Origin of the sequence: Kocuria rosea (assembly GCF_006094695.1) — a bacterium.
Classification (GTDB): Bacteria; Actinomycetota; Actinomycetes; order Actinomycetales; family Micrococcaceae; genus Kocuria; species Kocuria rosea.
Genome location: NZ_CP035103.1, coordinates 932,467 through 957,398, shown reverse-complemented (window position 1 = coordinate 957,398; position 24,932 = coordinate 932,467). Strand labels below are relative to the sequence as shown.

The window sequence follows — 24,932 nt, the reverse complement described above, 5'->3', positions numbered from 1 at the left end:
GCGGCTACGCCAGGGTGCGGGCGACGTCGACGACGAAGCGGTACCGCACGTCCGAGGCGACCACCCGGTCGTAGGCGGCGTCGACGTCGTCGGCGCCGATCAGCTCGATCTCGGCCTCCACGCCGTGCTCGGCGCAGAAGTCCAGCATCTCCTGCGTCTGCGGGATCCCGCCGACCATCGACCCGGTGAGCACGCGCTGGGGGCCGATCAGGGCGCCCGGGCGGACGCTGTACGGCTCGGTGGGCAGCCCCACGGAGCACAGCACGCCGTCGACCCGCAGCAGGGACAGGTACTGCTCGACGGGCAGGTCCGCGGAGACGGTGTTGAGGATCAGGTCGAAGCGGCCCTTGTTGCGCTCGAAGGTCTCGGGGTCCTTCGTGGCCCAGTAGTCGGTCGCGCCGAAGGCCAGGCCGTCCTCCTGCTTGGACAGGCTCTGGCTCAGGACGGTGACCTCGGCGCCCATGGCGGCGGCGATCTTCACGGCGACGTGGCCGAGCCCGCCCATGCCCAGGACGGCCACCCGCCGGCCCGGTCCGGCGCCCCAGCGCCTGAACGGGGCGTACGTGGTGATCCCGGCGCACAGCAGCGGGGCGGCCCGGGCGGGGTCGAGCGCCTCGGGGACGCGCAGGACGAACCGCTCGTCGACCACGATCCCGCCGCTGTAGCCGCCCCGGGTGGGGGTCCCATCGGCCTGGGGCGTGTTGTAGGTGGCAGTCACGCCCTCCGTGCAGAACTGCTCCTGGCCGCCGGTGCAGTACTCGCAGCGGCCACAGGAGTCGACGAAGCAGCCGACGCCCACCGTGTCGCCGGGGGCGAAGCCGGTCACGGACTCCCCGACCGCGCGGACGCGGCCGACGATCTCGTGCCCCGGGGTGACGGGGTAGTGCGTGCCGCCCCACTCGTCGCGCGCGACGTGGATGTCGGAGTGGCAGATGCCGGCAAAGTGGATGTCGATCTCGACGTCGCCCGGGCCGACCGGGCGACGCTCGATCGTGGTGCGGCGGAAGCCCGAGTCGGCGGAGACGGCCTCGAGGGCGGGGACGGTGGTCATGGGGTGCTCCTGTCGTGGTGCGGATGACGCCCGGCGGGGGTCGCCGGGCGGTGGTCGTGGGGTCCGGGGGCGTGCGGCCGGCGGGACGGCCGGCGCCGGGACGGTGCGCTCACCAGGCGTGGGCGACGAGCTCGTAGGACCGGGCGCGCACCTCGGGGTCGTGGGCGTAGCTGTTGAGCATCAGCTCGTCGGCCCGGGTGAGCTCGACGATCTGCTCGAGATCGGCGACCACCCGCTCGGGCGTGCCGACCGCCGAGACGGCGAGGTGCTCCTGCACCATGCCCGCCTCCGCCGCGGTGAGCTCCACGCGCTCGACGGGCGGCTGGAGCGGCCGGCGGTCGTTGCGGGCGATCCCGCGCACCAGCAGCTGGTGGGTGCTGAACTGGCGTCGCGCCTCCTCGTCGGTGTCGGCGGCGAGGATGTTCGCCGCGACCATCACGTGCGGGCGCTCGACCGTGGCGGTCGGGGCCTGCGCGTCGAAGCGCTGCCGGTACAGGGCGATGGCGTCCATGATCCTGGCCGGGGCGAAGTGGGAGGCGAACGCGTAGGGCAGGCCGAGCCGGGCGGCGACCTCAGCGCCGCCCGTCGACGAGCCGAGGATCCACAGGGGAACGTCAGTGTGCCGGGCCACGGGCGCCCGGACGACCTCCTGCTCCTGCCCGCCGAACAGCCGCACCAGACGGCGTACGTCGGCCTCGAAGGTGTCGTGGCCGGCGTGGCCCCGCCGCAGCTCCAGGGCGGTGCGCATGTCGGTGCCGGGCGCCCGGCCCAGGCCCAGCTCCACGCGGCCGGGGTAGAGGTTGGCGAGCGTGCCGAAGGCCTCGGCCACGGTCAGCGGCACGTGGTTGGGCAGCATGATCCCGCCGGAGCCCACGCTGAGGCGCTCCGTGGCGGCGAGCGACTGCCCGACGAGCACCGCCGTGGCGGAGGACGCGAACGCCTCCGTGTTGTGGTGCTCGGCGTACCACAGGCGCCGGTAGCCGGAGGTGTCGAGCCGGCGGGCGAGGTCCAGCGCCTCGCGGAGGGCGTCCGCGGTGGAGCGGCCCTCCGAGAGGGGCACGAGGTCGAGGGCGGACAGCGGGACGCGGGGCGTGGCGGGCAAGGGCGGGGCTTCTTCCGTCGGGGATGGCACGAAGGGGTTCGGTGGCGGCAACACCCCCGGCCGGGGTGCTTATTCCGGGCGTCCTCCCGGGCGTTGTCCTGCTCACACCCCCGCCCCGGACGGCGCCCGGTGGGGCACCATGGGAGCATGACGTCCTTCCCCGCCCCCACGCCGTCGCCGCCCACGTCCTCCCCCGAGCTGCCGGCGCCCGCCCCCGGGTGGGCCCCGGCGTGCGTGGTCTTCGACTGCGACGGCATCCTCATGGACACGGAGGCGAACTGGGCCCGGGTCCAGCGCGCCGTCTCGGAGCGCTACGGGCTCGAGTTCACCGAGGCCATGGAGCGCCGGATGATGGGCTGGTCCGCGGCGGACGTCGCCACGGCGATCGCCGAGGCCGCCCGGGCCGACCGCGCCGCGGTCCACGCAGACGTGCTGCGCACCGAGGAGGAGACGCTGACCGGGCACATCGTGCCCCTGCCGGGCGCGCTCGAGACGGTGCGCGCGTTCGCCGAGCGGCTGCCCGTGGCCGTGGCCAGCAACTCCACGAGCACGATCCTCGGCGTGAAGCTGGAGGAGGCCGGCTTCGCCCCCCACCTCAGCACCTGGGTCTCCTCCGAGGACGTGCCGCGCGGCAAGCCGGCCCCGGACATCTACACCGAGGCGGTGCGGCGGCTGGGCTTCGCCCCGGGTGAGGCCCTGGCCGTGGAGGACTCCGTGGTGGGCGCGACCTCGGCCGTGGCGGCGGGACTGGTGGTCGTGGCCGTGCCGTCCGTCCCGGACGGGGACCCCGTGCCCGCCCACCACCGGGCCGCGACGCTGACGGACCCCGTGTTCCGGGAGCTCATGACCCGCTGGCTGGGCTGAGCCGGGCGCCCGGAGCGCTCAGCGGTTCCAGAGACCGTAGGTCTGCGCCAGCTCGGAGACCTTGCGGGCCCGGGCCAGGCGGGGCAGATAGCTGCCGTCGCCCACCACGTGCCCGGAGTCGTGCTGCGTGATGAGCTCGCGGGCCCAGGTGATCTCCTGCTCGCTCGGAGCGAGGTGGCGGTTGATCCCGTCGGTCTGCTGCGGGTCCAGGCACAGCTTGCCGGTCATGCCCATGGACTGTGTCACGGCGCACGCCTCGGCGAGGCCCTCCTCGGAGGCGCCCAGGGTCGGCCCGTCGATGGGACCGGGCAGCTCCCCCACCCGGGAGGCCACCACGAGGCTCGAGCGCGCGAACGCGAGCGCCAGGGGGTCCGCGCTGACGCCGGTGTCCCGGCGGAAGTCGCCGACCCCGAAGGCGAGCCGGAACACGCCCGGGGCGCGGGCGATGTCGTTGGCGTTCATGATCCCCACCGCCGACTCGATGAGCGCCACCACGGGGGTGCCGGCCGGGGCCATCATGGCCGTCTTGGTGATGTGGTCGGGGTGCTCCGTCTTGGCCAGCATGATCCCGCGCAGGTGGCCGACCCGGCTGAGCGCGGCGAGGTCCTGCTCCCAGTACGGCGTGGTGATGTCGTTGATCCGCACCCACGCGCTCGCCCCGGCCTCGAAGGCCTCGACGACGTTCTGCCGGGCCTGGTCCTTGCCCTCGGCGGGAATGGCGTCCTCGATGTCGAAGACCACGGAGTCCGCCTCGGAGGCGAGGGCCGCGGGGAAGACGGACGGGTCGGCGGCCGAGGTGAGCAGCCAGGAGCGGGACAGGCGGGCGGGCAGCGCGGCGGCGCGCTGGTTGCGGTAGGGGGCCACGTGAGGGTCCTTTCCGGGATGAGGTCAGCGGGGACGGGAGACCCCTGGGCACCCGTCCCCGTGAACGGGCCCGGGCCGTAGGAGCTGTCCAGTCTAGGCCGCGCGCCGATCCGGCGGAACGCTCAGACGGTCAGGGGCGTGTGACGTCCGTCAACCCGCTCCTCCGGCCGGACGGGGCCCGGCGCGGTCCCCGCCCCGAAGGGCGAGCCGCCGAGGGCCTCCCGGCCGTGCGCGGACACCCAGTTGGCCAGGTCCGGGCCCACGGGCACGATCTGGTTCGGGTTGATGTCCTCGTGGACCACGAAGTAGTGCTGCTTGATCTGCTCGAAGTCCACGGTGTCGCCGAAGCCCGGCGTCTGGAAGAGGTCCCGGGCGTAGCCCCACAGGTGGGGCATCTCGGTGAGCTTGTTGCGCGAGCACTTGAAGTGCGAGTGGTAGACCGGGTCGAAGCGCACCAGGGTGGTGAACAGCCGCACGTCCGCCTCGGTGATGTGCTCCCCCATGAGGTAGCGGCGGGTCGAGAGGCGGTCCTCGAGCCAGTCCATGGCGACCCACAGCCGCTCGTAGGCCTTCTCGTGGGCGCGCTGGGAGCCGGCGAAGCCGCACCGGTAGACCCCGTTGTTGACCTCGGTGTAGACCCGCTGCATGACCTCGCGCATCTCGTCCTCGAGATCGGCCGGCCAGAGGTCGGGGGCGCCCTCGCGGTGGAAGGCGCCCCACTCCTTGGCGAGGTCCTCCGTGATCTGCGGGAAGTCGTTGGTCACCACCTGGCCGCTCGCGATCTCCACGACCGCCGGCACGGTGATGCCCCGCGGGTAGTCGGGGTAGCGGGCGAAGTACGCCTCCTGGAGCCGCTCGATGCCCAGCACCGGGTCCCTGCCGTCCGCGTCGAGGTCGAAGGTCCACGACCGGACGTCGTGGACGGGACCGGGCAGCCCCACGGAGAGGGCGTCCTCGAGCCCCAGGAGCCGTCGCACGATGAGGGTGCGGTTGGCCCAGGGGCAGGCCCGCGCGGCGACGAGCCGGTAGCGGCCGGCTTCGACGGGCCAGGCCCGCGCCCCCTCGGGCACGTCGGCGCGCGCCGGGTCGCGGACGATACGGTCCTCGATGTAGGCGGTGTCCCGGGTGAACTCCTCGCCGGGATGCACGTAGGCGCCGGCGGTGCTGTGCTCGGACCGCTGGGTGCTGCGCTGTGACATGGTGGCTCCTCGCGGTGCGGCGGGACGGGGCGCCACCGGCCGGGACGACGGTCGGCGGCGGGACGGCCGCACCTCCCGCCCCTCGGTTTTGATGATATGTCAATCACAGAGAGGGCGCCAGCGGGAGCTCCCGTCGGAGGCGAGGTCTACAGTGGAGGCGTCCGGCACCCTCACACCACGGAAACAGCCCGCCCATGAGCACCCACGGCAACGAGCCCGAGTACGGCCAGCGCCTTCCCCCGCAGCACGTCCCGCCCCGGACCGCGCCCCGGGCGGCCCGCGGGCCTGCGACCTCGCCCCGGGCCGCCCGGCGGATGGCGCGCGGGCTCTCCTTCACCCTCATCCTGCTGGGCCTCCTGCTCGGCGGCGGACTCGCCGCCCTGGGCCATGTGTGGGGGTGGGCGGTCGGAGCGCTGCTCGGGCTGCCCGGGCTCGCGGGCTTCGTCGTCGTCCAGGCCCAGCTGCACCCGGCCCTCCGGGACGCCTCGGTGCCCCCGCTGCGGAGCCGCTCGAAGCTGTGGCTCGTCCCCGCCACCCTGCTGCTGCTGGGCCTCCTGCCCCTCGCCGGGGCGTTCGCTGTCCAGCCGCTGCTGGCGGGCACCACGGGTGCGCACCTGGCCGACGAGTACGTCAGCGTCCTGGTCGTCTCGGGGATGACGCTGGTCGTCGCGGCCGGCCTGGGCTTCGGACTCGTCGCCATGGCCTCGTTCACCCCGGTCGACGACGACGACTCCCCGCTGCGCCCCACCGGCTACGCCGAGCGGCTCCGGCGGCCCGCGCGCGGGCCCGGCGACCTCTACGACTCGGAGTGGATCCACCGCCGCCCGGCACGGTACGGCCGCGACGCCGGCGACCGCCCGGACCCACCGGAGGACCCTGTCGGCGGTTGACATTTGTTGACACGTCAATTTATAGTGAGGGTTTTCCCGCGCCACGAGAGGACCGCCGCATGAGCCACCCGGAGACCGATGAGGTCAACTGGCTGTCCGACGAGGAGCAGCGCGTCTGGCGCGGCTTCCTGGCCCTGAGCCGCGGCATGCAGACCGCGGTGGACCGCCAGCTGTCCCGGGACAGCGCGCTGTCCGGCTCGGAGTACGAGGTCCTCGTCCAGCTGTCCGAGAGCAGCACCGGCGTGATCCGCTCCCGCGACCTGCTCCACGAGCTCGGCTGGGAGCGCAGCCGCCTCTCCCACCTGCTCTCCCGCATGGCCCGGCGCGGGCTGCTCGAACGGCTGCCGTGCGACAGCGACGCCCGCGGCCTCGACGTGCGGATCACCCCGGAGGGGCGGCGTGCCATCGAGGCCTCCGCCCCCGGCCACCTGGAGCTCGTGCGGGCGGCGCTGATCGACCACCTGACCCGGGAGGAGATGGACGCGCTGCTCTCCGTCTCCGGCAAGGTGCTCCCCCGGCTCGAGGAGCTGGGGCTGTGCTGACGCCGGGCGCCTGAGCCGCCCACCGGCCGAGGCCGTCCGCGGCCCGGAACCGCCCCGCGCAGGGGACAGGCCCTGCCGCATGGGGGGATCGGCAGGGCCTGTCAGGCATCCCGATCGGGGGAATGGGACACCAGTCGCCGGCAGGAACCATCCGGAGGCAGATGGGGGGATCACCTCCGGGCCATCGCCGACGACAGATTTACCTTAGACCCAGTGATCTGCATGAGCAAGCCGCCTGTGCGTTTTGTGTCCTCGACGGCCGCGGCGGCCCGGGAGGCGACTTCGGGCGCGCTCGGCGCCGTGGCCGGACGGCCCGGCCGGGACACAGGAGCACCCCCGCGGGCCGAGGCCTGCGGGGGTGCTCCTGTGCGCCGCGGGCGGTGCGCCCGCGGCCGGCGTCCTACTTGGTCTGGCCCTCCTTGGCGAGGACGTAGTCGTAGACGACCTCTTCGCCCGCGCCGCCGTCGGTGCGCGGCTTCGGGTCCAGCATCAGCTCGGGCTTGACCGCCGAGGCGATGTCGTCCGCGTTGTGCGGGTCGCCGGGGAAGTACAGCTGCTGGGTGACCAGCTGGTGGCCCGGGGCCGAGACCTTGATGTGGATGTGCGCCGGGCGCCAGGCGTGCCAGCCGGCCGCACCGATGAGCTGCCCGCAGGCCCCGTCGGTGGGGATCTGGTACGGGGCCGGGCGCTTGGTGTTGATCTCGAAGTACCCGTTCTCGTCGGCCTTCACCGTGCCGCGGAAGAGCCACTCGGGCAGCTCCGGGGCGTACTGGGAGTAGAAGCCGTTGGCGTCGGCGTGCCAGATCTCCACCTGGGCGCCCTGCAGCGGGTTGCCGTCGGTGTCGGTGAACCGGCCCTTGAACAGCAGCGGGGTGCCGGGCTCGTCCTCGCGCATCTGCAGGGTCGCGGGAGTGGGCAGCACCGGGGAGTCCGGCACGTAGTAGGGGCCCTCGATGGTGCCGACGGCGCCGGGGCGCTCCTGGGAGTTGACGTCCTCGATGGTGTGCTCCAGCCACACGTCCAGGAACAGCGGCCACTCCCCGTCGGTGCCGACCTTGATCAGCCACGCCTTCAGCGCGTTGTACTCCTCGTAGGTGACCTGGTGCTCGACCGCGATGTCGTTGATCGCCTTGATCGCCGCACCGGCCAGCAGGGACACCCGCTCCTTCGGCACGTCCAGCTTCGCCAGCTTGCCCGAGGCGGTGAACCGCTCGGTCGCCTTGGACCCGGCCTCGACCGCGGTGCCCTCGTTCTCCTTGCGCGTTGCCGCGTGGGTCTCCGTCATGGTGTGCTCCACATTCCTCGTTGAACGGTGATCAGGGACGCCCCTCGTGCCCGCCGCTCCCGGCGCGGCTCACGGCCGCCGGCTCGGGCCCTCCGGCTGTGACACCGGACACGTCGACGTCTCCACCAGCCTAGGGGCGCGATCAGGACGCGACAAATATCAATTAGGCGTCTTTTCTGCACCCAATACGGCATAAACACCCCCTGGGTTAGTCCTAGGGGTTTGCCTGATGTGAGCGGAGTCACGGCGCACCAGACTGGCTCCGTACCGTCCGGCAGGAGCCGGTCGCAGACTTCGGCCCGCACGTCCCGAGCAGACGTCCCGCCCAGACATCCCGAGCAGACAGCCCGACCAGGCAGCCCGACCAGAAGGAGCACGTCATGACCGAGAACCTGACCCACGTCCGCGAGGTCCTCTCCGACGCCGTGGTGGACGACCGCGAGAACGGGCTCATCCGGGCCAAGCGGGAGATCTTCACCGACCAGGAGATCTTCGAGCTGGAGATGAAGTACATCTTCGAGGGCAACTGGGTGTACCTGGCCCACGAGTCGCAGATCCCCAACGTGGGCGACTACTTCACCACCTACATCGGCCGCACCCCGGTGGTCATCACCCGTGACAAGGAGGAGAAGCTGAACTGCATCGTCAACGCGTGCTCCCACCGCGGTGCGATGCTCTGCCGGCGCAAGACGGACAACCGCACCACCTTCACCTGCCCCTTCCACGGGTGGACGTTCAAGAACTCCGGCGAGCTGCTCAAGGTCAAGGACGGCCGCAACGGCGGCTACCCGGAGAACTTCAACAAGGAGGGCTCGCACGACCTGACCAAGGTCGCCCGCTTCGACTCCTACCGCGGCTTCCTGTTCGGCTCCCTCAACCCGGACGTGCTGCCCCTCGAGGAGCACCTCGGCGACGCCACCACGGTGATCGACTCGATCGTGGACCAGTCCCCCGAGGGCCTCGAGGTGCTGCGCGGCGCCTCGACCTACACCTACGACGGCAACTGGAAGGTCCAGGCGGAGAACGGCGCCGACGGCTACCACGTGACCTCGGTGCACTGGAACTACGCCGCGACCACGGCCCGCCGCACCGCCGGCGACTCCGCCAACAAGACCAAGGCCATGGACGCCGGCAAGTGGGGCAAGGTCAAGGGCGGGTTCTACTCCTACGAGCACGGCCACCTGCTGCTGTGGCAGGAGTGGACCAACCCGCAGGACCGCCCGCTGTGGGACCGCCGCGAGGAGCTCGTCGACAAGTACGGCGAGGAGATGGCGAACTTCATGATCAACATCTCGCGCAACCTGTGCCTGTACCCGAACGTGTACATCATGGACCAGTTCTCCTCGCAGATCCGCCACTTCCGGCCGATCTCCGCGGACCAGACCGAGGTCACCATCTACTGCATCGCCCCCAGGGGCGAGTCCCAGGAGAACCGCTCCAAGCGCATCCGCCAGTACGAGGACTTCTTCAACGCGACGGGCATGGCGACCCCGGACGACCTCGAGGAGTTCCGCTCCTGCAACAAGACCTACTGGGCCACCTCCGCCCCGTGGAACGACATGTCCCGCGGCGCCGCGCACGAGATCCAGGGCCCGGACGAGCAGGCCCAGGCCCTCGGCATGACCAAGGTCATCGCCTCCGGTGTGCGCACCGAGGACGAGGGCCTGTACCCCGTCCAGCACGGCTTCTGGAAGGACGTCATGGACGAGGGTCTGGCCGCGGAGGAGCGCGCCGCCGCGCAGTCCGCCCCCGTGACCGCCTGACCCGGACTCCCCCGAACCACAGAAAGAGTGCAGAACACCATGACCAACCTGCTGAACCCCCTGGCGGCGCTGAAGACCGCCGAGGAGATCGCGACCCTCGAGACCGTGCGCGCGTTCCTCTACAAGGAGGCACGCCTGCTGGACGACCGGCAGTTCGACGAGTGGCTCGAGTGCTACCACCCGGACTCCGAGTTCTGGATGCCGTCCTGGGACGACGACGACCGGCTGACCGAGGACCCCCAGAACGAGATCTCCCTGATCTACTACGACAACCGCGGCGGCATCGAGGACCGCGTGTTCCGCATCAAGACGGACCGCTCCTCCGCCACGTCCCTGCCGGACCCCCGCACCGGGCACAACATCACCGACGTGGAGGTCCTCGAGCACGACGGCGACCGGGTGCAGGTCCGCTTCAACTGGTTCACGCTGTACTTCCGCTACAACACGACGGACACGTACTTCGGCACCAGCTTCTACACGATCGACCTCTCGGGCGACGAGCCGCTGATCCTGAAGAAGAAGGTCGTCCTGAAGAACGACTACATCCACCACGTCGTGGACGTCTACATGATCTGACGCCGGCCGTGGCCGGTCCCGCGCCGGGGCCGGCCACGACGGACCGTCCGCACTCCGTGCTCACCGAGCACCCCCGCACTTCCCACGGGCCGCGACGACGCGGCCCCCCACCCAGGAGGAAATCATGGGCCACCAGGTAGCCCTCAGCTTCGAGGACGGCGTCACGAAGGTCGTCAAGGTCGGCGACTACGAGACCGTCCTCGACGCCGCCTACAAGGCGCGCATCAACATCCCCGCGGACTGCCGGGACGGCGCCTGCGGCACCTGCAAGGCCTTCTGCGACTCCGGCTCCTTCGACCCCGGGGACTTCATCGACGACGCCATGACCGAGGAGGAGCTCGAGAAGGGCTACCTGCTGACCTGCCAGGCCGTCCCCGAGTCCGACATGGCCATCCAGATCCCGGCGACCGCCGAGTCCGCGAAGACCTCCGCGGCCACGTACACCTCCACGCTCCAGGAGCTGGACAAGCACTCCGAGACGACGATCTCCTTCACCCTCGACGTCGAGAAGCGGGAGGACCTGGCGTTCCTGCCCGGCCAGTACGTCAACATCAAGGTGCCCGGCACCGACGCCGAGCGCTCCTACTCCTTCAGCAGCGGCCCCGAGGTGGAGGGCGCGGCCTTCATGGTCCGCATCACCCCGCAGGGCGCGATGTCCGAGTACCTGCGCGACCGCGCCCAGGTCGGCGACACCGTCGAGTTCAGCGGCCCCTACGGCTCGTTCTTCCTGCGCGAGCCCAAGCGCCCCCTGCTGCTGCTCGCCGGGGGCACCGGCCTGGCCCCGCTCCTGTCGATCCTGGAGAAGCTCGCCGAGAACCCGCCCAGCACCCCCGTGCACCTGATCTACGGCGTGACCCGCGAGGCCGACATCGTGGGCCTGGACCGGCTCCGCGCCTACGAGGCGAAGCTGCCGGACTTCACCTGGGACCACATCGCCTCGGAGGAGGGCACCTCCGCCCCCCACACCGGCTACGTCACCCAGATCATCGAGCCGGCCCACCTCAACGACGGCGACGTCGACATCTACCTGTGCGGCCCGCCCCCCATGGTCAACGCCGTCTCCGCGTGGCTGGACCGCGAGGGGATCGAGCCCGCCAACTTCTACTTCGAGCGCTTCGCGCCGAAGGAGACCACCGGCGGCGACGCCGAGACCGGCGCGCCGCCCTCCCCCGAGACGATCGCCGCCGAGGGGGACACCATGACCCGCTCCGAGGCGCTCTCCTCGCTGGAGACCGGCCGGCTGGAGTTCCGCAAGGAGGACAGCTTCGCCCACCTCGACGCCCGCATGGGCCTCGAGCTCGCCGTCACCGAGCTCGTGATGGGCCGGCTGACCGAGGAGCAGCTGGAGCAGTTCCGGCGCCTCGCCGAGGCCACCACGCGCTCCGTGGGCGCGGGCACCGTGCAGGACCCCGAGGAGTACGTGCGGACCAACGAGGAGTACCACGAGTACCTCTTCATGGTCTGCGACAACCCCACGCTGCTGGAGTCCTACCGCCGGCTCGACGTGCGCGAGCAGATGGCCGCGACCTTCGAGCGGGGCACGGAGATCTTCGCCCGGGTCGCCCAGGACCACCTGGACGTCGTCGAGGCCTTCGAGCGCAACGACAAGGAGCGCGCCCGCGAGGTCATCATGGCCCACGCCCGCGACGCCAAGCAGACCATGTCCACGGCGATCGACGCCAAGGAGGCCGGCCGCTGATGGGCGCACCGTACGCGGGGCAGTTCCTCACCCCGGGCCGCTTCGCCGGCAGGGTGGCGGTCGTGACCGGCGCCGCGCAGGGCATCGGGCAGAAGGTGGCCGAGCGGATCGGCGCCGAGGGCGGCGCCGTCGTCCTCGTGGACCGCGCCGAGCTGGTGCACGACGTGGCGCAGGGCATCGTCCGCGCCGCCGAGGCCTCGGGCTCGGGCGGTGCCGCCACGTCCGTGACCGCCGACCTCGAGACCTGGGCCGGGGCCCAGCAGGCCGTCGAGGCCGCGCTCGCGGCCCACGGCCGGGTGGACGTGCTCGTCAACAACGTGGGCGGCACCATCTGGGCCCGCCCCTACGAGGAGTACGACGAGGAGAAGATCGAGAAGGAGATCCGCCGCTCGCTCTTCCCCACCCTGTGGTCCTGCCGCGCGGTGCTCCCGGCCATGCTCGAGCAGGGCTCGGGCACGATCGTCAACGTCTCCTCGGTGGCCACCCGCGGCATGCACCGGGTGCCCTACGCCGCGGCGAAGGGCGGGGTGAACGCGCTGACCCAGTCCCTGGCCATGGAGGTCGCCGGCCGCGGGATCCGCGTGGTCGCCACCGCCCCCGGCGGCACGGAGGCCCCGCCCCGCAGGGTCAAGCGCGGCCCCGAGGCCGAGAGCGCCCAGGAGCGGTCCTGGTACCAGGTGATCGTCGACCAGACCGTGGACTCCTCGTTCGTGAAGCGCTACGGCACGCTCGACGAGCAGGCCGCGCCCATCGTGTTCCTCGCCTCCGACGAGGCCTCCTACGTCACCGGCAGCGTCCTGCCGGTCGCCGGCGGGGACCTCGGCTGAGCCGCCTCCGGGCGGACGCCCGCCGCCGTGGCCGCGCCCCCTCCACGGGTAGACTCGCGGCCATGACGGCGGGCCTGCAGCACGGAGAACCCGGCGAGGAGCTCCCGCTGGTCGGGCGGGCGGCCGCGCTCGAGGAGCTCCTCGAGGTCCTGCGGACCGTGCGCAAGGGCCACGTCCGCACCGTGGTGCTCGAGGGTCCGCTGGGCTCGGGCAAGACGGCCCTGCTCGAGCTGTTCCTCGACCACTGCCGCTCCGCCGCGCGCGGCGTCCGCGTGCTCAGCGCCACCGGCGACGAGTGGGAGTCCCAGCTCGCCCTGGCCGGGTACAGCCAGCTCATGCTCGCCACGCCCCTGCGCTCCTCCCGGGGCTTCGACGGCGAGCCCGCGCCGCCCTCGGCCCCGGTCGCGGAGCTGAGCCCCGCGCAGGCCGTGAACTACGCCGCCACCCTGAGCACCCACCTCGAGAGCCTGCAGACCCGCGGCAGCGTGGTGGTCACCGTCGACGACGCCCACCGGCTGGACGATCAGACCCTGCGGATCCTGGTGTTCGTGATGCGCCGGCTGCACGGCAAGCGCGTCATGTTCGTGCTGACCCTCGACCCGGCGCAGGCGTGGCACGTCCCGGCAGGGGTGCTCGACTTCCTCACCGGCCACCAGGTCCAGCGCCTCCCCCTCGAGCCCCTCGGGGCGGAGGAGGTCCGGGCCGCGGCCCGGCAGTTCTTCGGCCTCGACCTCGGCGCGACCGCCGCGCACCGGCTCGTCCGGCACACCGGCGGGCTCCCCCAGCAGGTGCTCGAGCTGCTGCGCGAGCTGCCCGAGGACACCTGGCACTCCTGGTTCGCGGACCTGCCGGCGAGCTCCCGGGTGCGCGCCCGCGTGCACAGCGTCCTCACCGGGGCCTCGCCCGGCCTGATCCGCACGGCCGAGGCCGTCTCCGTGCTGGGGCGCAGCGCGGGCCTGTCCGAGGTGGCCCACGTCAGCGGGGTGGACGCCCTGATGGACGCTCTCGACGAGGGCCACCGCGCCGGGCTGCTGGACCTCTCCGTGGACCAGGCCCGCTCGGTCGTGCAGTTCTTCGAGCCGGGCGCCGCGGAGGCCGTCTACGGGCTGATCGTGCCGAGCCGGCGGATCGCGCTGCACCGGCGGTCCGCGACCGTGGTGCAGGAGGAGGGCGAGCGGCTCGGCCACCGCGTCTCGGCCACCCCGGGGCCCGACGAGCCGCTGGCCGTGGAGCTCGAGGCCTTCGCCGCGCGGCAGGCGACGGTGGGCGCCTGGCAGGACGTCGCCACGGCGCTGTTCTCGGCGTCCCGGCTCTCCGCGGACACGCGCGCCCGCAACGACCGTCTGCTCCGGGCCGTGGACGCCCTGGTCGGCTCGGGCAACATCGCCCAGGCCGGCATGTGGGCGGCCGCCGTGGACGCCATGCCGTCCTCCCCGCTGCGCTCGTCGGTGCTCGGCTACCTCTCCACGGTGTCCGGGCAGAACCGCAGCGCGCAGACCCAGCTCGAGATGGCCTGGCGCACGAGCAACCGGCAGCGGGACCCCGCGGCCGCCGCGCAGATCGCCCAGCGCTTCGTGCTGCACGGCGTGGCCTCCTGGGACGGACCCGTCATCACCCGGTGGGCGGAGACCGCGATGTCCCTCACCGCCCCCGGCACCCCCGCCCACATCGAGTCCGAGGCGATCTACGGCCTGGGCCTCTTCGCCCAGGGGCGGCTGCGGGAGGCCGAGGCCTCCTACGAGCGCGCCTTCGAGCACGCGGCGGAGAACGCCCAGAAGCAGCGCGTCCAGATGGGCGCCGGGTGGCTCGCGCTGCGCGCCGACGACGTCGAGACGGCGCTCGTCAACTTCCAGGCGGCCGCCCCCACCGAGTACCGGGGCGGGTCCCTGCGGATCTCCCTGTGGGCGGAGGCCTGGCTGGCCCGCACCCAGCTGGTCCTGGGCGACTGGGACGCCGCGGCGGCCACCGTCTCCCGCGCCTCGGTGCGCCTCGAGACCTCGCAGATGCCGCTCATCCGCCCGCTCCTGTACTGGACCGCCGCGGAGCTGTGGTCGATGCGCGGGGACTGGGACCGGGCCCGCCACTACGTCTCCCAGGCCGCCGTGCAGCCGGGCACCTACCGGGCCATGCAGGTCCCGGCCAGTCTCGCGCGGGCCCGCTTCCACGAGGCCCGCGCCGACTACGAGAGCGCGCTGGGGGTGCTGCAGCCGCTGACGGACCTCGACCCGTGGACCGACGAGCGGGTCTCCTTCTGGCCGTGGCAGGACACCTACGTCAACGCCCTCGTGATGACCGACCGGCTCGAGGACGCGGACGCGTTCCTCACCGTGTTCGAGCGCGTGCGCCGCGAGCGGCGGATCCCCTCCGACGACGCCCGCATCTCCTGGGCCCGGGGCCGGATCCTCGCCGCGCAGGGGGACCCGGACACGGCGCGGGAGCACTTCGAGGCGGCCCTGGGCCACCTGCGCGGGCTCAACCGCCCGTACCTGCGCGCCCGGATCAGCTTCGCCTTCGGGCAGAGCATGCGCCGTGCGGGCAAGCGGCGCCTGGCGTCCACCGTGCTGCGGACCGCGCGGGACCTCTACGACTCGCTGGGCGCCGCCACGTACGTGGAGCGCTGCGACCGCGAGCTGAAGGCCACCGGTCTCGACGTCGGGAACCTGCCGGACCCCTCCGACCCGGTGCTCGCCGCCGTGGGCCGCACCGCCGTGCAGCTCACCGCCCAGGAGCAGGCGGTGGCGGAGCTGGTCTCGGGCGGGGCCACCAACAAGGAGACCGCGCGGGCCCTGTTCCTCGCGGAGAAGACCGTCCAGTACCACCTGACGCGCATCTACGGGAAGCTGGGGATCCGCTCCCGCAGCGAGCTCGCCGCCCGCTACCGCTCCACCGACTGACCGTCCCCGGACGACCGCGAGGTGGCGGACGACGGCGACAGCCGGTGGCCGGGTCGCCGTCGTCCGCCATCTCGCGGGGCGGGACGGTGCTACTTCACGTCGGAGGGGTGCTTGGCCAGGGGCACCACGGTGATGTCCATGTAGGGGAACAGCGGGAGGTTCTGCAGGATGTCGTGCAGCTCGTCGTGGGAGTCGACGTCGAAGACCGAGTAGTTGGCGTACTCGCCCACCACGCGCCAGATCTCGGGCCACTTCCCGGAGCGCTGCAGCTCCTGCGAGTAGGCCTTCTCGGTGGCCTTGATCTCCGCGGCCTCCTCGGCGGGCATGTCGGTGGGGAGGTCGATGTCCATGTGGACCAGGTACTTCACGGTGCGTCCTTCCGTCGGGATGGGTTCTCGGGCTGAGATCTCGGGCTGGGTTCCCGGGCCGGGTCTACCGGTCGGTGCGGTAGCGGGTGAGCTTGTCCTCGTCCACGGCGGTGCCCACCCCGGGCACGTCCGGCACGCGGATCCGGCCGTCGGCGATGACCACGGGCTCGGCGAGGAGGTCGTCGGACATGTCCAGGAAGTTGGACAGCTCCCCGGCCCGCTTCGAGGTGTGGGCCAGGGCCGCGCCGAAGACCACGGAGGCGATCGTGCCGACCTGGGTGTCGATCTGGTTGCCCACGTAGACGTCCACCCCCATGCCCTCGGCCATGCCCACGATCTTCGCGGCCTCGGTGAAGCCGGAGCGGGCGGTCTTCACCGCCAGCAGGTTCGCCCCGCCGGTGAGGATCTCCTTTGCGGCCTCCCCCAGGTTCGGGGCGGACTCGTCGGCGGCGATGGGGATCGTCGAGCGCTCCACCAGGCGGCGGCGGCCGAGCACCTCGCGGGCGTCGTCGGGCTCCTCGAGGAACTGCAGGCCCAGGTCGGCCGTGCGGCGCAGCACCTCCATGGCCTCGTTGGCGGACCAGCCGCGGTTGGCGTCCATGTAGAGCTCGGCGTCCTCGCCCAGGCCCTCGCGCAGCACGGCCGCGGCCTCGACGTCGAGGCCGATCGGGTGCCGGCCGGTCTTGAGCTTGAACGTGGTGATGCCGTAGGTCTCGCGGAACCGAAGGGCGAGGTCCAGCAGCTCCTGGGCCGGCTTGAAGCCCAGCATGTGGGAGACCCGCATGGAGTCGGTGAACCCGCCCAGCAGTCTGGTCACCGGCTGCCCGAGGAACTGGCCGATGACGTCCCACAGGGCGATGTCCACGGCGCCCTTGGCGGTCTGGTTGTGGACGGTGCGGGCCAGCACGGCCTGGACCTTCTCGCGGTCGAGGACGTCCAGGCCCACCAGCTGCGGGGCGAAGAGGTCCTCGACGACGGCCACGATGGACTTCTGGGTCTCGCCGTAGGTGTAGGGCCGCGGCGGGGTGTCGGCGGTGCCCACGATCCCGTCGTCGGTGGTGATCCGCACCAGCACGTGGTCCGCCTCGTGGACGGCGCCCGAGGCGAAGTGCAGCGGGTGGACGTAGGGGATCGAGTAGGGGATCGCCTCGACGGTCGCGATCTTCATGGGCGGGCGGGCCTTTCCTGGGCGGGCGGGACGGGCGTGCCGCCGGGGGACCCGGGGGCGGCCTGGACGTCGACGACGAGGTCGATGAAGTTGTGCAGGAGCGCGGAGCGGTCCTCGCGCCGCCACGCGACGGCGAGCTCGATCTGCGGCGAGTGCTCGATGTCGCGGTAGACGACGCCCTCGAGCTGGAAGGCGCGCACCCCGGCGGGCACCACGGCCACCCCGCCGCCGGCGGCCACGAAGGACAGCAGCGTGGACGTCTCCCCCGCCACCTGGGCGATCCGGGGCTGGAAGCCGGCCTGGCGGCAGAGGTCCGCGGCGGTGCGGTAGAGCACGGAGTCGGGCGGGTAGGTGATGAACTCCTGGTCCTGCAGCTCGTGCACGGCCACGGGCAGGTCCACGGCGAGGGCGCTGAAGGAGGGCAGCGCCACCACGAGCGGCTCGCGGGCGACCACCCGGTACTCGACGTCCGCAGAGGCCACGGGCGGGCGCAGGAGGGCGGCGTCGAGGGTGTGCTCCCGCAGCCCCTCCTCCATGGCGGGGGTCAGCATCTCGCCGTGCAGCGCCAGGGACAGCCCGGGCATCGTCTCCTTCGCCCAGCGCACGACCCGCGGCATCACCCCGTAGGTGGCCGAGCCGGAGAAGCCGACCCGCAGCACGCCTGTGGCCCCCTGCCCCACCTGGTAGACGTCGGCCTTGAGGGCCTCGATCTCGTTGATGATCCGCCGCCCCCGGTCCAGGAGCACCTGGCCGGCGGCGGTGAGGTCCACCCGCCGGGTGGTCCGGTCCAGCAGCCGCACGCCGAGCTGCTCCTCGAGCTGGCGGATCTGCTGGGACAGCGGCGGCTGGGCCATGTGCAGGCGCTTGGCGGCGCGGCCGAAGTGGCGCTCCTCGGCCACGGCGATGAAGTAGTTGAGCTGCCGGATCTCCATCGTGGCACCTGGCCCTTCCGCTCGGTCGGAGGGGTCGTCGTCGACCGCCACCCGTCGTATTGATCCACAGAGTACACCCAAAATGCTCCATTAGGACATCGGTGACCTCTAATCGACTCCGCTGCCGCCGTGCACCCCGGGGCCGCGCCCTGTGCCCCCGGCCCGTCGAGGTGGTGCAATGGGCCCATGCGCACCGACATCACCGCCGACCGGCACGGCTCCTTCGCCCGGGCGGTCAAGTCCCTCGTGGTCCCCCGCCCCATCGCGTGGGTCAGCTCCCGCTCGGCCGCAGGCGTCGACAACCTGGCCCCGCACTCGTTCTTCACGGTCGCCTCGGAGAACCCCACGATCGTCCAGTTCGTCTCGGTCGGCGAGAAGGACAGCCTCCGCAACATCCGGCAGACCGGGGAGTTCGTGGTCAGCTTCGCGCCCGAGGGGCTGTTCGAGCGGATCAACGCGACCAGCACCGACTACCCTCCCGAGATCAGCGAGTTCGACGCCGTGGGCCTGACCCGTGAGCCCTCGCTCACCGTGGCCGTCCCCCGCGTGGCCGAGTCCCCCGCCGCCATCGAGTGCCGGCTGCACACGGACCCCATCCCCGTGGGCAACTGCTTCCTGGTCCTCGGCGAGGTCACGCACGTGGTCGTGGACGAGGAGGACATGGACGAGCGGGGCCCGGTCGTGCGGACGCTGCGCCCGATCGCGCGGCTCGGGCGCGACGAGTGGGGCGAGCTGGGCCGGATCCGGTCGATCCGGCGGGTCCCCTACCGGGACGTCGCCCCGGAGGCGGACCTGCCCTGAGCGCCCGGGCTCAGGGCCGCACGCCCGTGCGCCGCAGCTGCTCGCGGACCTCCCGGCGCTGGATCTTGCCGAGCATCGTGCGCGGGAGCTCCTCCACGGCCACGATCCGCCGGGGGACCTTGTAGCGGGCCAGGCCCGCCCAGCAGTGCTCGCGCAGGGCCGCCTCGTCGAGCTCGGCGCCCGGCACGAGGGTCACGGCGGCGACGACCACCTCGCTGCCGCTGGGGTCGGCGAGCCCCACCACCGCGGCGTCCGCCACGGCGCGGTGCCGGCGCAGCGTGTCCTCGACCTCGCTGGGGGCCACGTTGAACCCTCCGGTGATCACGACCTCCTTGAGCCGGTCGACCACCTGCAGGAACCCGTCCTCGTCGACGGTGACGATGTCGCCGGTGCGCAGCCACCCGTCGTCCGTGAGCGTCCGGGCGGTCTCGTCGGGGCGCTTCCAGTACCCCTGGAAGACCTGCGGGCCCCGCACCCAGAGCTCCCCGGGGTGTTCCGGGGGGACGTCCTCGAGGGTGTCCGGGTCGACGAGCCGGATGTCGGTGGACGGGAACGGGATCCCGATGGAGCCCGCCCGGCGGGAGTCGTTGAGCGGGTTGCAGGCCACCAGCGGGGAGCACTCGGTCAGCCCGTAGCCCTCGATCAGGATCCCCCCGGTGGCCCGCTCCCACTGCTCCACGAGCGGGACCGGCAGGCTCATGGCCCCGGAGACGGCCACCGGGATGCCGCGCAGGTCCACGCCCTGCTCCGGTGCGGCGTCGAGGAGCTTCTGGTACACCGGCGGCACCGCGGGCAGCACCGTGGGGCGGGCGCGCTTCATCGCCCCGAGGATCAGGTCCGCGCGCACGGTCGGGAAGAGCACGAGCCGCGCGCCGAGGGACATCGCGAACGTCACGCCCAGGGTCAGGCCGAAGGCGTGGAAGAGCGGCAGCACGCCGTGCACCACCTCGCGCTCGCCGGAGCCGAGCCAGTGCCGGCCCATGAGGGCGTTGGACTCGAGGTTGCGGTGCGTGAGCATCGCCCCCTTGGGCAGCCCGGTGGTGCCGGAGGTGTACTGCAGCAGCGCGAGGTCGTGCGCGGCGGGCCGCGGGTGCTCCGCGGCGATCGGGGCGGAGGCCAGCAGCTCCCGCCAGGGGATCGTGCCCGGGGCGGGGCCGGTGAGCTGCGCGCGGGAGGCGCGTGCGCCCGGCAGCGGCAGGCGCAGGGCCAGCCGCTTCGGCCGCGGCATCGCGGCGGTGATGTCCACGGACACGACCGCGTCGACCCGCAGGTCCGCGGGCAGGGAGCGCACCCGCTCGGCCGCCCGGTCCCAGACGATCGCCACGCGCGCCCCGTGGTCCTCGAACTGGTGGCGCAGCTCCGGGGCCGTGTAGAGCGGGTTGTGCTCGACGACGACGGCCCCCAGGCGCAGCACCGCGTAGAACGCCACGACGTGCTGCGGGCAGTTGGGCAGGACGATCGCGACCCGGTCGCCGCGGCCCACGCCCAGCCGGCGCAGGCCCTCGGCCGCGCGGTCGACCTGCCGGCCCAGGGCGGCGTAGGAGGTCGTGGCCCCGAAGAACTCGAGCGCGGTGCTCGCGCCGTGGCGGGCGACGGAGCGCTCGAGCATGTGCACCAGGGACGTCTCCGGCAGGTCCAGGTCCGCGGGGACGCCCGGGTCGTAGCTGGCGGTCCAGGGGCGGGCACGCAGGAACTCGCGGACGGTGTCGACAGGCATGGTCCCGACCCTACTCGGCGGCGGCGCCCGGCCGCCCGGCCGCGGCGACACCCCGTGCCGGACGGGACGGCTCACCGGGCCCGGTCCGGGAACCGGCCGTAGACTCCGGTGCCATGACGCCCTCCTCGACCCCCGGCCCGCCCTCCCCCGACGACCCGACGCCCTGGTCGGACACCGGTCCGCACGACTCCCCGGACGCCACCCGGCCGCTGCCCCCGGTCAGCCGGTTCGCCGCCCCGGCCGGCGGCGGCTCGCCGCACGACGCCCCCGAGGGGGGCGCCGGGAGCGGCGGGACCGAGGACTGGTCCTGGTACGACGACGAGGACGACCAGCACACCCGGCCGCTGCCGGCGGTGACCGCCCAGCGCCCGGTGCCGGAGGACCCGCGGCCGCGCACGGACCCGACGCCCGCGGTCGGGGCCCCCGGCGCCGCGGCCGGCTACGGCCCCGCGCCCGGCTACGGCGCCGGACCCGACGGCCCGTTCTCCGGCGACCCGTCCTCCGGCGTCCCGGTCGACGCCGCGACCCGTCTCGCCCGGCAGCGGGAGGAGTTCGGGGGCCTCCAGCTGGTGCCCGGCTTCTTCGGCTGGCTCAGCGCCATGGCCCTGTCCTGGCTGCTGCTGGCCCTGGCGGGCCTGACCGCGGCCGCGCTGGGGCTGCGCCTCGTGGACGGGGTCGGCGGCGTGGTGGACGACCTCGCCGCCGGGTCCGCGGCGGCCTGGACGGGCGCGGCCGCCCTCGGCCTGGTCGAGTTCATCGCGTTCCTGGGCGGCGGCTACGCCGCGGGCCGGATGGCGCGGTTCTCCGGGGCGCGGCAGGGCGTGTCCGTGTGGCTGTGGTCCCTGTTCGGCCGCTCCGTGGCCACCGTCGCGGGACTGGTGTGGGCCGACACCGTCGGCCTGGCGCCCGTGGGCGTCTCGGCCCAGGCGCTGATCGGCGACCTGCTGGTCCCGGGCCTGCTCGCGGTCCTCGCCGTGCTCGCCGTCGACCTGCTCGCGGCGGTGCTCGGCGGGCTGTGGGGCGTCCGCTACCACCGCAGGGTCGATCGCTGGGGGGACGGACCGGAGGACCGGGCCCGGTAACTTTGCGTCCCGGCACCGTGTCGGGTTCGCATCCGACCACCAAAGAGGGGACAATCGGAGCACCTCGGTGAGATCCGTCACCCCCACGCGGAAATCTGCGGACCGGCCCACCGAGCAGCACCCGGAGGAAACACCCATGCCGTCCACCCTTGTCGCCGTCGTCGATGACCACGAGGTCGTCCGGGAGGGCGTCCGCCTCGTCTCCATGACCTCGCAGGCGGACGTGAAGCTCGTCGGATCGGCCTCCAGCGTCCCCGGACTCCTCGACCAGCTGGGCCGGGACCCCGAGAACCCCGCCCTCACCGCCCAGGGCGCCAAGCGGATCGAGTGCGAGGTCGTGCTCCTGGACCTGTCCCTCGACGACATGTCCCGACCCGCCACCAACGTGGAGCTGCTGCGCGCCGCCGGCATGAAGGTGCTCATCTTCAGCATCGGCGAGAACGCCGCGCTGATCCGCGAGGCGCTGCGGGCCGGCGCGCTGGGCCTGGTGCGCAAGTCGGACCCGCTCGAGCACGCGATCGAGGAGGCCCGCAACATCGCCGAGGGCAAGCCGGTGATCACCAAGGAGCTCGCCGCCGCGATCGACGGGGACGTGGAGTTCTCCCGGGCCAGCCTCTCCCCGCGGGAGCAGGAGACCCTGCGGCTCTACGCCTCCGGCTTCGCCCAGGTCCAGGTCGCACGCCGGATGGGCATCAAGCAGAGCGCCGTCAAGACCAACATCGACCGCATCCGGGAGAAGTACGCGCGCGTCGGACGCCCGGCGCCCACCAAGATCGACCTGCGCATCCGGGCGATCGAGGACGGCCTGGTCGAGCCCACGGCGGACATCACCACGGCGGAGAAGCATCTGTGATCCGCCCCTCGCCCCGGTGAGGGCCGCCGCTCCGTGAGCCACGCCGCGCACCGGCCCCCGCTCGCCTACCGGAAGGTCCCCGCCCGGCGGCGCCGCAGCAGCCTCCTGGTGCCGACCTCGCCGCAGGAGCTGGGGATGAACTCCTACCGCATCCACCTGCTCGCGAACATCTGCCACGGGCTGGTCGTCGTCGCGCTGTTCCTGGAGGCCCTCACCATCGTCGAGGACCAGCTGCGCGCCTTCGAACGGTGGCACCTGGTGTTCCTGCTGGCCCTCCTGGTCAACGGCGGCGCGATGCTCCTCCAGGGCGCCAGGCGGCAGGTGCGGATGTGGCCGGTGCTCGCGGCCCCGGTGCTCGTGGCCCTCACCGTCCTGACCCTCCCGCTCGCCTGGACGGGCGCCGCTCCGCCGCAGGACCCGTGGGTGGAGCCGTTCATCCTGCTCGCGGCCGCCGCCACCGTGGTCGCGTGGAGCATCGAGCTGGCCGTCGCGTACCTGGCGTCCGTCACGGTCTTCTACGTCCTGGTCATGGTGCGCACCACGGAGTCGGCGGACGTGATGGGCGTGCTGTTCGACGCCACGAGCCGGATCGCGTTCGGCGTGGTCCTCGTGGTGCTGATCAGCCTGGTCTACAAGGGCGGGCAGAACGCGGACCAGGTGTACGCGGCCGCGATCGCGCAGGAGCTGCAGCTGAACCGCTCGCGCTCGCAGGCCGAGGAGCAGGAGCGGCTGGACCGCCTCATCCACGACAACGTCATGGCCGCCCTGCTGGACGCCGGACGGGCCCCGGGCCCCGTCCAGCGGCGCACCCGGGAGCTGGCCCAGCGGGCCCTCGAGGTCCTCGCCTTCGAGGAGCGCCGCGCCGAGGGCAAGGGCACCACCATGGTGCACACCCTGCTCGACGACCTCCTCGAGTCCCTGTCCCCGTGGCGCAACCGGGTGCGCTTCAACAGCATCACCCCCTACATCAGGCCCCCCGGCCAGCCGCGCCCGCTCATCCCCGTGGAGACGGCGCAGGCGCTCGTGCAGGCGGTCACCGAGGCGGTCTCCAACAGCGCCCGCCACGCCGGCACCGAGGTCACCTTCGTGACCATGGACGGCGGCGTGTGCCCGCCCACCCCCCTCAACCCCGAGGGCTTCTTCCTTCGCTTCCAGGTGGTGGACCGCGGCCGCGGCTTCCAGGTCCGCAGCATCGACTCCCGGCGGCTCGGGGTGCGCGTGTCCATCCTGGGCAACGTGCGCCACGTGGGCGGCGCGGTGGACGTCGACAGCGCACCGGGACGCGGCACCCGCGTCACGATCCTCTGGCCCCGGGACGCGCAGCCGTGATCTCCCGCACCCTCTTCCATCCCCTGAGCCTGGTCGCCGCCACGGTGTTCTTCCTGATCCCCGTGGTGCTCGGGATCCTGCAGACGCCCAGCATGGACAAGCCGGACCTCATGCAGGCCGCGCTCGTGACCTACGTGGTCGCGGTGGCGCTGGTCGTCTACCCGTACCGGCAGCGCCGGCTGCCCGATCTGCCCGCGGCCCTGGGCGTGCTCCTCATGCTGGTGTCGATCCAGCGCTCCTACGACGCCCTGAACCCCCAGGCGGAGCTGTTCGGCGGGCAGTGGTTCACCCTGGGCTTCGACGGCTTCCTCGTGGTCCTGGGCATCCGGCGCCGCGCGGGGTGGGGCTGGGCCACGCTCGTCATCGCGGTCGCCGTGTCCATGACGTGGGGCGCCCGCTCCGCCCTGGGCCTCTGGGACGCGGCGCTGACGAACGCCGCGGCGGCGGCCCTGCTGCTCGCGAGCCAGCTCATCGCCCGGGAGTACGACCGGGCCTCCGCCGCGTTCGCCGAGGCCCGGGACATGGTGATCTCGGCGCGCTCCCACGACGAGGCGGAGCAGGACACGGTCAACGCCTCCGTGCAGCGCGTGCACGAGGTGCGCCGCCTCGCGGGCGGGCTGCTCGAGCGGATCGCGCACGACCCCTCCCCCGTCTCCGAGTACGAGATCGAACAGTTCCGCCTCACCGAGGCGCAGCTGCGGGACTCCATCCGGGGCCGGTCGATCGCCACCCCCTACCTGCTCGAGGTCACGCGGGCGGCGCGGGCCCGGGGCGTGCTGGTGGACATCCTGGACGAGCGCGGCAGGCCCCTGCCCACGGCGGTGCTGCGCGCGGCCACCCGCCAGGCCATGGAGGTGCTCAACGCCGCGACCTCGGGGTCGGTCACGATCCGCGCCTTCCCGGAGGGAGAGCCCGCCGCGGTGTTCATCGTCCACGACGGCAACGCCGGGGACGAGGAGCCCGTGGCCATCGAGATCGCCGACGGCACCGGTGCGGTCTCCCGGTTCTGACCGGCTCCACCGCCCGCGGTGCGGGCACCCGCACTGCACCCGGTCGTCCGGCGCCCCGGACACCGGCGGCACCGTCCACAGGGAGCCGCGTGCCTGCGGTCCGCCGGCCCGGCGTT

The 24,932-nt window shown here is 72.9% G+C and carries 22 protein-coding genes; 13 read left to right on the top strand and 9 right to left on the bottom strand.

Annotated features, from left to right (window positions below):
• Positions 1–4 precede the first annotated feature (4 nt).
• The gene (locus tag EQG70_RS04400; RefSeq protein ID WP_017832646.1) at positions 5–1,051 is read right to left on the bottom strand and encodes an NAD(P)-dependent alcohol dehydrogenase; all 1,047 of its coding nucleotides are present in this window, start codon (positions 1,049–1,051) and stop codon (positions 5–7) included.
• Between the two features lie 109 nt (positions 1,052–1,160).
• Positions 1,161–2,153, bottom strand: coding sequence for an LLM class flavin-dependent oxidoreductase (locus tag EQG70_RS04395; RefSeq protein WP_109268229.1), 993 nt, complete (start codon positions 2,151–2,153; stop codon positions 1,161–1,163).
• A 147-nt stretch (positions 2,154–2,300) separates the two neighbouring features.
• Here EQG70_RS04395 and EQG70_RS04390 point away from each other — a divergent pair, with 147 nt between their 5' ends.
• The gene (locus EQG70_RS04390; RefSeq protein ID WP_017832648.1) at positions 2,301–3,017 is read left to right on the top strand and encodes an HAD family hydrolase; all 717 of its coding nucleotides are present in this window, start codon (positions 2,301–2,303) and stop codon (positions 3,015–3,017) included.
• An 18-nt stretch (positions 3,018–3,035) separates the two neighbouring features.
• Here the strand turns inward: EQG70_RS04390 and EQG70_RS04385 are convergent, their stop codons facing one another.
• A complete protein-coding gene (locus EQG70_RS04385) occupies positions 3,036–3,881 on the bottom strand; it encodes an HpcH/HpaI aldolase/citrate lyase family protein (RefSeq protein WP_017832649.1) in 846 nt (281 codons plus the stop codon).
• A gap of 122 nt (positions 3,882–4,003) precedes the next feature.
• Positions 4,004–5,080, bottom strand: a complete 1,077-nt coding sequence (locus tag EQG70_RS04380) for a glutathione S-transferase family protein (protein WP_017832650.1) — start codon at positions 5,078–5,080, stop codon at positions 4,004–4,006.
• A 194-nt stretch (positions 5,081–5,274) separates the two neighbouring features.
• Here EQG70_RS04380 and EQG70_RS04375 point away from each other — a divergent pair, with 194 nt between their 5' ends.
• The gene (locus tag EQG70_RS04375; protein WP_109268230.1) at positions 5,275–5,970 is read left to right on the top strand and encodes a hypothetical protein; all 696 of its coding nucleotides are present in this window, start codon (positions 5,275–5,277) and stop codon (positions 5,968–5,970) included.
• Positions 5,971–6,029: 59 nt separating this feature from the next.
• Positions 6,030–6,512: a MarR family winged helix-turn-helix transcriptional regulator gene (locus EQG70_RS04370; RefSeq protein WP_017832652.1), complete on the top strand. Its 483-nt coding sequence runs from the start codon at positions 6,030–6,032 to the stop codon at positions 6,510–6,512.
• Positions 6,513–6,912: 400 nt separating this feature from the next.
• Here the strand turns inward: EQG70_RS04370 and catA are convergent, their stop codons facing one another.
• Positions 6,913–7,797 carry a catechol 1,2-dioxygenase gene (gene catA / locus EQG70_RS04365; RefSeq protein ID WP_035928370.1) on the bottom strand — a complete coding sequence of 295 codons (885 nt, stop codon included), beginning with the start codon at positions 7,795–7,797 and terminating at the stop codon, positions 6,913–6,915.
• A 380-nt stretch (positions 7,798–8,177) separates the two neighbouring features.
• Here catA and benA point away from each other — a divergent pair, with 380 nt between their 5' ends.
• From benA to EQG70_RS04340, 5 genes are all read left to right on the top strand, one after another.
• Positions 8,178–9,560, top strand: coding sequence for a benzoate 1,2-dioxygenase large subunit (gene benA, locus EQG70_RS04360; protein ID WP_109221696.1), 1,383 nt, complete (start codon positions 8,178–8,180; stop codon positions 9,558–9,560).
• 39 nt (positions 9,561–9,599) lie between these two features.
• The gene (gene benB, locus EQG70_RS04355) at positions 9,600–10,136 is read left to right on the top strand and encodes a benzoate 1,2-dioxygenase small subunit (RefSeq protein ID WP_017832655.1); all 537 of its coding nucleotides are present in this window, start codon (positions 9,600–9,602) and stop codon (positions 10,134–10,136) included.
• A 124-nt stretch (positions 10,137–10,260) separates the two neighbouring features.
• Entirely contained in the window at positions 10,261–11,835 is a 1,575-nt protein-coding gene (benC, locus tag EQG70_RS04350) for a benzoate 1,2-dioxygenase electron transfer component BenC (protein WP_017832656.1), read from the top strand.
• Positions 11,835–12,662 (top strand): 1,6-dihydroxycyclohexa-2,4-diene-1-carboxylate dehydrogenase, encoded by an 828-nt coding sequence (locus tag EQG70_RS04345; protein WP_109221697.1) that lies wholly within the window; start codon positions 11,835–11,837, stop codon positions 12,660–12,662. Before benC ends, EQG70_RS04345 begins: the two co-directional genes overlap by 1 nt.
• Before the next feature lie 62 nt (positions 12,663–12,724).
• Entirely contained in the window at positions 12,725–15,556 is a 2,832-nt protein-coding gene (locus EQG70_RS04340) for an AAA family ATPase (protein WP_109268231.1), read from the top strand.
• Between the two features lie 89 nt (positions 15,557–15,645).
• Here the strand turns inward: EQG70_RS04340 and catC are convergent, their stop codons facing one another.
• From catC to EQG70_RS04325, 3 genes are all read right to left on the bottom strand, one after another.
• Positions 15,646–15,924, bottom strand: a complete 279-nt coding sequence (gene catC / locus EQG70_RS04335) for a muconolactone Delta-isomerase (RefSeq protein ID WP_017832659.1) — start codon at positions 15,922–15,924, stop codon at positions 15,646–15,648.
• A 64-nt stretch (positions 15,925–15,988) separates the two neighbouring features.
• Complete coding sequence (locus tag EQG70_RS04330; protein WP_035928199.1) at positions 15,989–17,092, bottom strand: mandelate racemase/muconate lactonizing enzyme family protein; 1,104 nt, start codon at positions 17,090–17,092, stop codon at positions 15,989–15,991.
• Entirely contained in the window at positions 17,089–18,024 is a 936-nt protein-coding gene (locus EQG70_RS04325; RefSeq protein ID WP_035928196.1) for a LysR substrate-binding domain-containing protein, read from the bottom strand. The genes EQG70_RS04330 and EQG70_RS04325 overlap by 4 nt, the downstream gene beginning before the upstream one ends.
• Positions 18,025–18,210: 186 nt before the next feature.
• Between EQG70_RS04325 and EQG70_RS04320 the strand changes: the two genes are divergently transcribed.
• Positions 18,211–18,825, top strand: coding sequence for a flavin reductase family protein (locus EQG70_RS04320; RefSeq protein WP_017832662.1), 615 nt, complete (start codon positions 18,211–18,213; stop codon positions 18,823–18,825).
• A 10-nt stretch (positions 18,826–18,835) separates the two neighbouring features.
• On the opposite strand, the gene EQG70_RS04315 is transcribed toward EQG70_RS04320, so the two are convergent.
• Complete coding sequence (locus EQG70_RS04315) at positions 18,836–20,542, bottom strand: long-chain-fatty-acid--CoA ligase (RefSeq protein ID WP_109268232.1); 1,707 nt, start codon at positions 20,540–20,542, stop codon at positions 18,836–18,838.
• A gap of 113 nt (positions 20,543–20,655) precedes the next feature.
• Here EQG70_RS04315 and EQG70_RS04310 point away from each other — a divergent pair, with 113 nt between their 5' ends.
• The 4 genes from EQG70_RS04310 to EQG70_RS04295 all read left to right on the top strand — a co-directional run bounded on the left by EQG70_RS04310 (position 20,656) and on the right by EQG70_RS04295 (position 24,816).
• Positions 20,656–21,624, top strand: coding sequence for a hypothetical protein (locus EQG70_RS04310; RefSeq protein WP_017832664.1), 969 nt, complete (start codon positions 20,656–20,658; stop codon positions 21,622–21,624).
• A gap of 136 nt (positions 21,625–21,760) precedes the next feature.
• A complete protein-coding gene (locus EQG70_RS04305) occupies positions 21,761–22,477 on the top strand; it encodes a LuxR C-terminal-related transcriptional regulator (protein ID WP_017832665.1) in 717 nt (238 codons plus the stop codon).
• 33 nt (positions 22,478–22,510) lie between these two features.
• A complete protein-coding gene (locus EQG70_RS04300) occupies positions 22,511–23,806 on the top strand; it encodes a sensor histidine kinase (protein ID WP_017832666.1) in 1,296 nt (431 codons plus the stop codon).
• On the top strand, positions 23,803–24,816 hold the full coding sequence (locus tag EQG70_RS04295; protein ID WP_017832667.1) for a hypothetical protein: 1,014 nt from the start codon (positions 23,803–23,805) through the stop codon (positions 24,814–24,816). Before EQG70_RS04300 ends, EQG70_RS04295 begins: the two co-directional genes overlap by 4 nt.
• Positions 24,817–24,932 lie beyond the last annotated feature (116 nt).